Annotated in this window: 8 protein-coding genes; 6 read left to right on the top strand and 2 right to left on the bottom strand. The window is 61.7% G+C overall.

Translation table 11 applies throughout. The features are described from left to right. Both C0R07_RS19515 and C0R07_RS19510 read right to left on the bottom strand, forming a co-directional pair. Window positions 1-598, bottom strand: a 598-nt coding sequence (locus C0R07_RS19515; protein WP_146027650.1) for a DUF4158 domain-containing protein, incomplete at its 3' end; no start/stop codon positions are given. Between the two features lie 24 nt (window positions 599-622). After that, window positions 623-1,894 carry a site-specific integrase gene (locus C0R07_RS19510; protein ID WP_032967196.1) on the bottom strand — a complete coding sequence of 424 codons (1,272 nt, stop codon included), beginning with the start codon at window positions 1,892-1,894 and terminating at the stop codon, window positions 623-625. A 257-nt stretch (window positions 1,895-2,151) separates the two neighbouring features. On the opposite strand from C0R07_RS19510, the gene C0R07_RS19505 reads away from it, so the two are divergent. From C0R07_RS19505 to groEL, 6 genes are all read left to right on the top strand, one after another. After that, window positions 2,152-3,636 (top strand): SulP family inorganic anion transporter, encoded by a 1,485-nt coding sequence (locus C0R07_RS19505; protein WP_086016262.1) that lies wholly within the window; start codon window positions 2,152-2,154, stop codon window positions 3,634-3,636. Between the two features lie 10 nt (window positions 3,637-3,646). Next, window positions 3,647-4,537: a universal stress protein gene (locus C0R07_RS19500; protein ID WP_046272807.1), complete on the top strand. Its 891-nt coding sequence runs from the start codon at window positions 3,647-3,649 to the stop codon at window positions 4,535-4,537. A 24-nt stretch (window positions 4,538-4,561) separates the two neighbouring features. Further along, complete coding sequence (gene cfa / locus C0R07_RS19495) at window positions 4,562-5,728, top strand: cyclopropane fatty acyl phospholipid synthase (protein ID WP_005413430.1); 1,167 nt, start codon at window positions 4,562-4,564, stop codon at window positions 5,726-5,728. 266 nt (window positions 5,729-5,994) lie between these two features. Then, a complete protein-coding gene (locus C0R07_RS19490; RefSeq protein ID WP_046272806.1) occupies window positions 5,995-6,384 on the top strand; it encodes a TraR/DksA family transcriptional regulator in 390 nt (129 codons plus the stop codon). A gap of 69 nt (window positions 6,385-6,453) precedes the next feature. Then, window positions 6,454-8,658 (top strand): polyribonucleotide nucleotidyltransferase, encoded by a 2,205-nt coding sequence (gene pnp, locus C0R07_RS19485; protein WP_005413428.1) that lies wholly within the window; start codon window positions 6,454-6,456, stop codon window positions 8,656-8,658. Then, window positions 8,655-9,359: chaperonin GroEL (gene groEL / locus C0R07_RS19480; RefSeq protein ID WP_146027649.1), on the top strand; the 705-nt coding region annotated here is incomplete at its 3' end. The genes pnp and groEL, both read left to right, overlap by 4 nt.

Below are 9,359 nucleotides of genomic sequence, written 5' to 3'. Positions count from 1 at the left end.
CCGGTGCGCGCAGCAGTTCGTCGATGAGCGTGCGCGTGGCAGGCGTCAGTGCGTGGCTGATGCTGCGGTAGTAGCCCAGATTGACCCGCTCACGGGCGCCGATGGCGGCCAGCTCCAGAGTGCGGAAACCGGGCAGTTCGTAGCGATGGTGCACCAGCTCTTCGAGCAGGACGTTCACGATGTCCGGGATGGTGTGCTTGGTCTGGGCTGCTCCGGTGGCCACGGTGTCCAGCCAAGCCAAGCCCGATTTATCCAGGGGACGTACCCCGATGAATTGCCGAAGCTGCGGCATATGCCGGCGCTGGCTGCCGGAAGCGTCGTAGCGTTCGAGCTGGTCGGTGTCCAATACGCGCCCGAGTCGGGCGGCCTTGGCGATGTGCTTCCGGATCCGCTCGGGTACGTCGGCCAACACCGTGAAGTAGCCCAAGCGTTGGAAGAGCTTGAGATGAATCAGTACCGCCAGCTGCGGACCCGGCTGGGTGGTCAGCTGCTTGGCGAATGCAATCTCAGCGGCGGTCGGGGTATAGATCTCCTCCAGTTCCTTGGCGGTGGGATCAGGCTTCAGTCGCGGGTAGGCGGTCTCGTGAAGGGTAGCCATTGGATCCGGAGGGTGTGAGGGGGATCAGTCCCAGTGCCGGCCGTCGTCTGTACTGAGCGACGCTTCCAGGAAGCACTGGTGCGTATCGGCCATGCGGTGCATGTCATCGAGCAACGTGGCCAGGATTTCATCCAGATCCCGGTCGGGATCGGTGGGAACAGTCAACCGGTACTCGCTGCTGGCGGTGTTCAGCCGCACCGCTTGGAACGGGGCCAAGCAGATCTCTTCGATTCTGCCCCGGGCCTTGGCCGCGCCGCGGCCGGCGCGGGCAAACGGGGTCAGCACCATGCGTAGGAGCAGCTGCAGGGCAGATTTGACCTCGGGCGCCGGCAGCGCCATCGCCGGAGCTGGCGCGGTTGGGCTGGGCAGGCTCGCTTCAATGCGATCCCGGGCGAACGGGTCACGCCCGTCCAGGTAACGCATGGCCGACTGAACATCGCGCCAGCCCACGTACTCCATCAACGCCTTCATGTCCCAGCCCTGATCGTTGGCCCAACTAGCAAAGCCGCGGCGCAGCGAATGGCTGCTGTGGAGCCCCGCATCGGCAAAGCCGGCACTGGCCAGCAACTCGCGCAGCAGGCGCACCAAACTGTTGGGATGGAGCCCTTCGGCACTTACGTGGCCCCACTGGTTGATTGCCCGAAACACCGGCCCGTCTTGCACGTTTGCCGCCTGCAGCCACACTTGGGTCGCCTCTACCGGACACAGCCGCGACAACGCCGGCACCTTATGGGTAACGCCGGCCGCTTGGCGATCGCCCTTGCTGCGCGGCAGGAAGCAGGTCATCCCCTGTCCCGGCACCAGCGTGAGATGGGCCACTTCCAGACGCAGCAGTTCATCGCCACGGAAGCCACGCCAGAATCCGAGCAGCACCAACGCGCGATCCCGCTGATGGCGAAGCGCCGCCGCCCCGTCGCCCCGGGCATGGGCCGCAGCAATCGCTGCGGCCAGCCAGTCATCGAGCTCGACCAGCCGCCGGATCTGCAGTGGCGCAGCCTGCTTGACCCGGGTCGGGTGGAGGGTCTGAATCCCTTTAAGTACCTTGCGCACCAGTGGCGAGCGGGTGGGATCCACAAATCCGTGATCCCGATGCCAAAAAGCGATCGCCGCCAGGCGATGCCGCAGCGTGCTGGTGGCCAGGGTCTGCGCGTAGGTGGCCAAGTACCGCGCCACACTGTCTGGGGTGGCCGGAAGGTGTCCTTGCCACTCGACCTCAAAGTGCCGTAACGCCGAAGCGTAGCTGCGCACAGTGTTCTCGCGGGTGGCGGCATCAATGTACTGATCGAGGATAGTCACCTGGCCCAGAACACGCACGTTTCAAAGGTGGCCGGCCAATCGTCCATCATTCGACGCAACTATGCAGATTGTGCTAGGCTCTCCAGCCAGCGGCCGCAAACAACAGCGGACCCAACTCTACTCCCGAGCCAGTGCCCATAGTGATTACGCCGCCCTAAATCCTGTCATCGGATCAAGCCCGCAAGCGGGCTTAGGGTTGTTATTTCGTAAATCACACTGTTGGCCCGACGACCAGTCGGGACTAGGGATATTCTGTTTTGACTACGCTTACTCGACTGCGCCAGGACTGGCTCGGCAATATTCGTGGCGACTTGCTTGCCGGCATAGTTGTTGCGCTCGCTCTAATTCCTGAGGCCATTGCGTTCTCAATTATTGCCGGGCTTGATCCCCAGGTGGGCCTCTACGCCTCATTCTGCATTGCAGTGGTTATCGCCTTTACCGGCGGTCGTCCGGGAATGATCTCGGCAGCTACCGGGGCCATGGCGCTGCTGATGGTTGGCTTGGTGAAGGAGCACGGACTGCAGTATTTGTTGGCAGCGACGCTCCTAACCGGGATGCTGCAGATCTTGGCTGGCACGTTTAGGCTCGGGGCGTTGATGCGTTTCGTCTCGCGCTCGGTCATCACCGGTTTTGTCAATGCGCTGGCGATCCTGATTTTCCTGGCGCAGCTCCCCGAGCTAACCAACGTCCCTTGGACCGTTTATGCGATGGTCGCCGCAGGGTTGGCCATCATCTATCTGTTGCCACGCGTGACCAAGGTCATTCCCTCGCCGCTGGTGGCCATCGTGGTCCTGACGATAGTCGCGCTCCTGCTCAAGCTTGATATCCGCACCGTGGGGGACATGGGCGAACTACCCGACAGCTTGCCGGTGTTCTTGTTGCCTGATGTTCCCTTGAATCTAGAGACACTGAAGATCATTTTCCCGGTTTCCGCCACATTGGCGGTCGTGGGCCTGCTGGAATCGATGATGACTGCAAAGATCGTCGATGATCTGACCGATACGCCGAGCAACAAAAACCGCGAAGCGGTCGGTCAGGGCATAGCCAACATCGCATCCGGCTTTGTTGGCGGCATGGCCGGTTGCGCCATGATTGGCCAGTCTGTCATCAACGTTAAGTCCGGCGGTCGTGGTCGCCTCTCATCACTGGCCGCGGGCGTATTCCTATTGTTGATGGTGGTATTTGCAGGCCCTTGGGTAAAGCTGATTCCCATGGCGGCGCTGGTCGCTGTAATGATCATGGTCTCCATTGGCACTTTCAACTGGGGTTCACTGGCGGCACTTAAGGCAAATCCCAAGACTTCTAGTGTGGTGATGATCGCCACAGTTATCGTGACGGTGTCCACCCATGATCTGGCAAAGGGCGTTTTGATCGGCGTACTGCTCTCGGGGCTGTTCTTTGCTCGCAAGGTAGGCCAGGTGCTTCATATCGGCTCCACTTCTGAAGAAGGTGGGCGTCTGCGGTGCTACACCGTGACCGGGCAGGTTTTCTTTGCCTCGGCTGACCAGTTCATTGCTAGCTTCGATTTCCGCGAGGCTTTGGAGCGCGTTCAAATTGACGTGGGCCGTGCCCACTTCTGGGATCTCAGCGCGGTGGGCGCACTGGACACGGTTGTGGTGAAGTTCAGGCGTGAAGGTACTGAGGTCGAAATCCTAGGAATGAACGAAGCCAGTGCGACGCTGGTGGATCGCTTGGGCGTCCACGACAAGCCCGACGCCGTCGAGCGGCTGATGGGCCACTGAGGAAGCAACCATGACAGACAAGATTGGACACTCCCATATAGATCACAGCGGCAGTGTATTGGCCGCCACCGACGCATCCGCTTACAGCGAGAGCGTGGCGCATTACGCCGCTTGGGCAGCGCACAGACTGGAAGCCCCGCTGGAATACCTTCATGTGCTTGACCGCCATCCGGAAGCGGCCAGTACCGCGGACTTCAGTGGGAACCTCGGAGCGGATGCCCAGCCCAGGTTGCTGGAAGGGCTCGCCTTGCTGGACGAGACCCGCAGCAAGCTGGGCCAAGAACGAGGCCGCCTAGTGCTGCAACAGGCCAAGGGGATTGCGGCCGCTTTCCATGGCATCGAGGCGGAGACGCGGATGCGGCATGGGTCCTTGGTGGACACCCTCATCGAGTTGGAAGGCGATGCACGCCTGTTTGTCCTTGGCAAGCGTGGCGAGCATGCGGATTTCGCCAAGGGACACCTGGGCAGCCAACTGGAACGCGTGGTACGTGCAGTCCATCGCCCATTGCTGGTGGCGTCGCGCAGCTACACGGAAATCGAACGCGTGCTGATCGCGTTCGATGGGAGCGCCACGACCCGCAAGGGCGTGGAAATGGTGGCGGCCAGCCCGTTGTTCAGTGGACTCGATATCCGTGTGCTCACCGTCGGAGCGACCAATGCCACAAACGAAGCCGCATTGCGCTGGGCGCTGGACACGCTGGCCGCGGCCGGATTGTCTGCGGCCGGCGCGGTGCGACCGGGCGAAGCGGAAGAGGTGATCGGCCATTACATCCGTGACGAGCATGTGGATCTGCTGGTCATGGGGGCCTATGGCCACTCGCGTATCCGCCAGCTGATTGTCGGCAGCACCACCACCACGATGCTGCGCACCTGCCGCGTCCCGGTGCTCCTTCTCCGTTGACGCCAACCACCGGCAGTAAGTCAAATGACCGAAGCATCAACCAAGCATAAATCCACTGAAACAATCAATCGAAACCACCTCCATCGAATGATGGACGAACTGCTGGAGATCGCTGATGTTCGACTGGGCGGTGATCGCCCATGGGATATCCGGTTGCTGGTCGATGGCGTCCCGGAGCGCGTATTTGCACAGGGCAATCTCGGCCTTGGGGAAAGTTACATGAACGGCGCATGGGAGTGCGATCGGCTGGACGAACTGTTCGATCGCATCCTGCGTGCGCGGCTCGATCGCCACGTCAAACCGTTGCGGCTCATGTTTCATTCGCTACGGGCCAAGCTGCTGAATCGGCAGACATCGCGACAGGCCTGGGAAGTCGGCGAGGCCCATTACGACCTCGGGAATGATTTCTACACGGCAATGCTGGACCCGCGCATGACCTACACCTGCGGCTACTGGGCCGATGCGAAGAACCTGGCGGAGGCGCAGGAAGCCAAGCTCGACATGATCTGCCACAAGTTGCGCCTGGAGCCCGGCATGCGGGTGCTCGACATCGGTTGTGGCTGGGGCAGCTTCATGGCGTACGCCGCCGAGCACTACGGCGTTGAGTGCGTGGGGGTGACGGTTTCGAAGGAGCAGACCGCATGGGCGACGGAGCGTTATGCCGACCTGCCACTGGAGTTCCGGCTGCAGGACTACCGCTCCATCAACGAGCGCTTCGATCGCATCGCCAGCGTCGGCATGTTCGAGCATGTGGGTCGCAAGAACCATCGCAGCTACATGGAAGTAGCTCATCGCTGCCTGGCCGATGACGGCCTGTTCCTGCTTCACACCATCGGCAAGAACCGGCGCAAGTCCACTACCGACCCGTGGATCGATCGCTACATTTTCCCGAACGGCGAGTTGCCGTCGATTGGCCAGATCGGTGATGCTTGCGACGAGCTCTTCGTCGTCGAGGATCTGCACAACTTCGGCGCCGACTACGACAACACATTGATGGCGTGGCATGCCAACTTCGAGCAGGCATGGCCTCATTTCGAGGACGAACTGGGGCAACGGTTCCATCGGATGTGGCGCTACTACCTGTTGTCCTGCGCCGGTGCATTCCGCGCCCGCGACCTGCAACTGTGGCAGTGGGTGCTGTCCAAGGATGGGGTTCGTGGCGGCTATCAGCGCCCAGAAGGCCCGAGGTAATCCCCCGTCGTTTGACGGGGGACTTGACATGCTATGATTTAGTGAAATTCACGATACAACACCCCTCCGCCTGTCTCGTCGATCTTGAGGATGGCCTCAAGCTCTACTAGGTGATGTGGTTTCCGCACAATGGGGTGCGGTTCAGAGGGTCAAGACGAGGCTCTCTCATGACCACTCCAATCTAACGCTCACTTCTTGGCCGCGGGCGCAATGCCCGCTTCCGGATGCCGCTCCCGGCATACCGCCTACCAAGATGAGGAGTCACCATGTCCGTACACGTTCAAAGTCTGGACGAATTCTTCAGCATGCTCGTAGAGGAGCAGCGGGACATTCGCATCACCCTCGCCGGTTTGGAAGACGCGGGCCAACCCGTCGCCCTCGATCAGACCACGCAAGGCCGCGTCAGCAGGATCGACGCCATCTCCCAGCAGCACATGGCCAAGGCGGGCAGCAGTCGCCTGATGATCCAGTTGGATCGGATCAAGGCGGCGCTGGATCGCTACGAATCGGGGCGCTACGGCATTTGCTGCCGATGTGAACTCGAAATCGGGCATGGCCGTTTGATGGCCGATCCCGCCGCGCCTTTTTGCCTGGAGTGCACCGAGGAACTGGCCGAGGCGAAACAGCACAACATGCGCCGAAACGCCGGTCGCTGAGTCCGCGCGGCACCCATTGGGCCGCCTCTGCGGTGGTCGGCATATCCTTGTTGATGAAAGGAAAACATAATGAATCTGATGACGAATGCACCGGCTAAATTACCGGTCGTGAAGCGCTGCGCCTTCGGGGCGCATGAACTCACCCTCGAAACCGGCGAGATCGCCAAGCAGGCGTCCGGCGCGGTCATAGTCCGCATGGGCGATACGGTGGTGCTGGTAACCGCGGTCGGCAGCAAGCGCGCGAAAGATGGACTCGACTTCTTCCCGCTCACCGTCGAGTACCGGGAGCGCTTCTACGCAGGCGGTCGTATCCCCGGTGGTTTCTTCAAGCGCGAGGGTCGCCCGACCGAAAAGGAAATCCTGACCTCGCGCCTGATCGACCGGCCGGTAAGACCACTGTTTCCCGATCAGTTCCGCCACGAGGTCCAGGTCATTGCGACCGTGCTGTCCGTCGATCCGTTGATCGATCCCGATATTCCAGCCATGGTCGGCGCCTCCGCCGCGCTGCGCTTGTCGGGGTTGCCGTTCAAGGGGCCGATTGGAGCGGTCCGCATCGGCCGCCACGGTGACAGTTTTCTGGTCAACCCGACCACCGAAGAGCTCAAGGCCTCCGACCTCAATCTGGTCGTCGCCGGCACCCGGCACGGCGTGTTGATGGTCGAGTCCGAAGCCAACGTGCTCTCGGAGGAGATCATGCTGGCGGCGGTGTCGCTTGGCCACCACGCCATGCAGCCCGTGATCGAAGCGATCGAGGAACTCGCCCAAGAAGCGAAGGTGACCAAGTGGGAGTGGAGCCATCCACCACGCGACCTGGCCCTGGCCGATACGGTGCGCACACAGATTGGAAACAACCTCAACAGCGCCTTGCTGATCACCGACCGGATCGCACGCAAGAAACGAGTGCAGGCGATCAGAAATGAAGTGTTGATTGCGCTAGCTGCACCGACGACCTCGGCAACGGGTTGGGAGGTCGCCCAAGTCCGCGCGGAGCTGGACGACCTCGAGTACACCGCTGTGCGCCGCATGGTGCTGCAGGATCGGCGTCGGCTGGACGGTCGCGGTCTCGAAGACGTACGTCCGATCTCGATCCAACTCGGCGTGCTGCCGCGCACTCATGGCTCGGCGGTGTTCACACGCGGCGAAACCCAAGCCATCGTGACCACCACGCTCGGCACTACGCGTGACGGCCAGGTCATCGATGCCGTCACCGGCGAGTACAAGGAACACTTCCTTTTCCACTACAACTTCCCGCCTTACTGCGTCGGCGAGACGGGTCCGATGATCGGCCCAAAGCGACGCGAAATCGGCCACGGCCGTCTGGCCAAGCGTGGCGTCGCCGCGATCATGCCGTCGATGGAAGCATTCCCTTACACCATTCGAATAGTGTCGGAGATCACCGAGTCCAATGGTTCTTCCTCGATGGCTTCAGTGTGCGGCAGCTCGCTGGCCCTGATGGCTGCGGGCGTTCCGGTCAAGGGGCCTGTGACAGGCATCGCCATGGGCCTGGTCAAGGAAGGCGATCGGTTCGCGGTGCTGTCCGACATCCTGGGTGACGAGGACCACCTGGGCGATATGGATTTCAAGGTCGCCGGCACTATCGACGGTATCTCGGCCCTGCAGATGGACATCAAGATCGACGGCGTGACCGCCGAGATCATGGAGGTGGCATTGGCGCAGGCGCGAGAAGGGCGACTGCACATCCTTCGGGAGATGGCCAAGGCCATCCAGGCCCCGCGCGAGCAGATGTCGGAGTTCGCACCGCGCCTGCTGACGATCAAGATCCATCCGGACAAGATCCGCGAGGTGATCGGCAAGGGCGGGGCCACCATCCAGGCGCTCACCAAGGAAACTGGCACGCAGATCGATATCCGGGACGACGGCACGATCGTGATCGCTTCGACCAGCGGCGGAGCCGCCGACACGGCGCGCAGGCGTATCGAACAGATCACGGCCGAAATCGAACCGGGTCGGGTCTACGAAGGTAAGGTGGCAAAGGTGCTTGACTTCGGCGCGTTCGTCACCATCGCGCCGGGCAAGGTCGGACTGGTGCACGTCTCGCAGATTTCTGACGAGCGAGTGGAAAACCCGAATTCCGTTCTGTCGGAAGGGGATGTGGTGAAGGTCAAGGTCCTGGAAGTGGACATGCAGGGTCGGGTTCGGCTTTCGATGAAGGCGGTGGACGGAACGAAAGTGTTGCTGCCGGAGTCGGCGTATGCCGGGGGTTCTGGCGGCTCCCCTCCGGCATGCGTTTTTATTGCGGAGGAACGGTCATGACGCACAGAGAGATCCTTTTCGATAATGATGCGCGGCTGCGCCTGCTGCGCGGCGTCAACATTCTCGCCAATGCCGTCAAGGCCACCCTGGGCCCGAAGGGCCGCAACGTCGTGCTCGAAAAGAGCTTCGGCGCCCCGACCATCACCAAGGACGGCGTGTCTGTCGCCAAGGAAATCGAACTGGCTGACAAGTTCGAGAACATGGGCGCGCAGATGGTGAAGGAAGTTGCTTCCCGCACCAACGATGACGCCGGCGACGGCACCACCACTGCCACCGTGCTGGCCCAGGCCCTGATCCGCGAAGGCGCCAAGGCCGTTGCTGCCGGCATGAACCCGATGGACCTCAAGCGCGGTATCGACAAGGCCGTGATCGCCGCCGTCGCCGAGCTGAAGAACATCTCCAAGCCGACCACCGACGACAAGGCGATCGCCCAGGTCGGTACGATCTCGGCCAACTCCGACGAATCGATCGGCAACATCATCGCCGAAGCGATGCGCCGCGTGACCAAGGAAGGCGTGATCACCGTTGAAGAAGGCTCGGGCCTGGAAAACGAGCTGGACGTCGTCGAAGGCATGCAGTTCGACCGCGGCTACCTGTCCCCGTACTTCATCAACAACCAGCAGTCGCAGACCGCTGACCTGGACGATCCGTACGTGCTGCTGCACGACAAGAAGATCTCCAACGTGCGCGACCTGCTGCCC

The sequence above is a fragment of the Stenotrophomonas bentonitica genome, from assembly GCF_002887735.1.
GTDB lineage: Bacteria > Pseudomonadota > Gammaproteobacteria > Xanthomonadales > Xanthomonadaceae > Stenotrophomonas > Stenotrophomonas bentonitica_A.
Note: the sequence above shows the minus strand (reverse complement) of the source record. Positions and strands in the feature narration are given on the sequence as shown.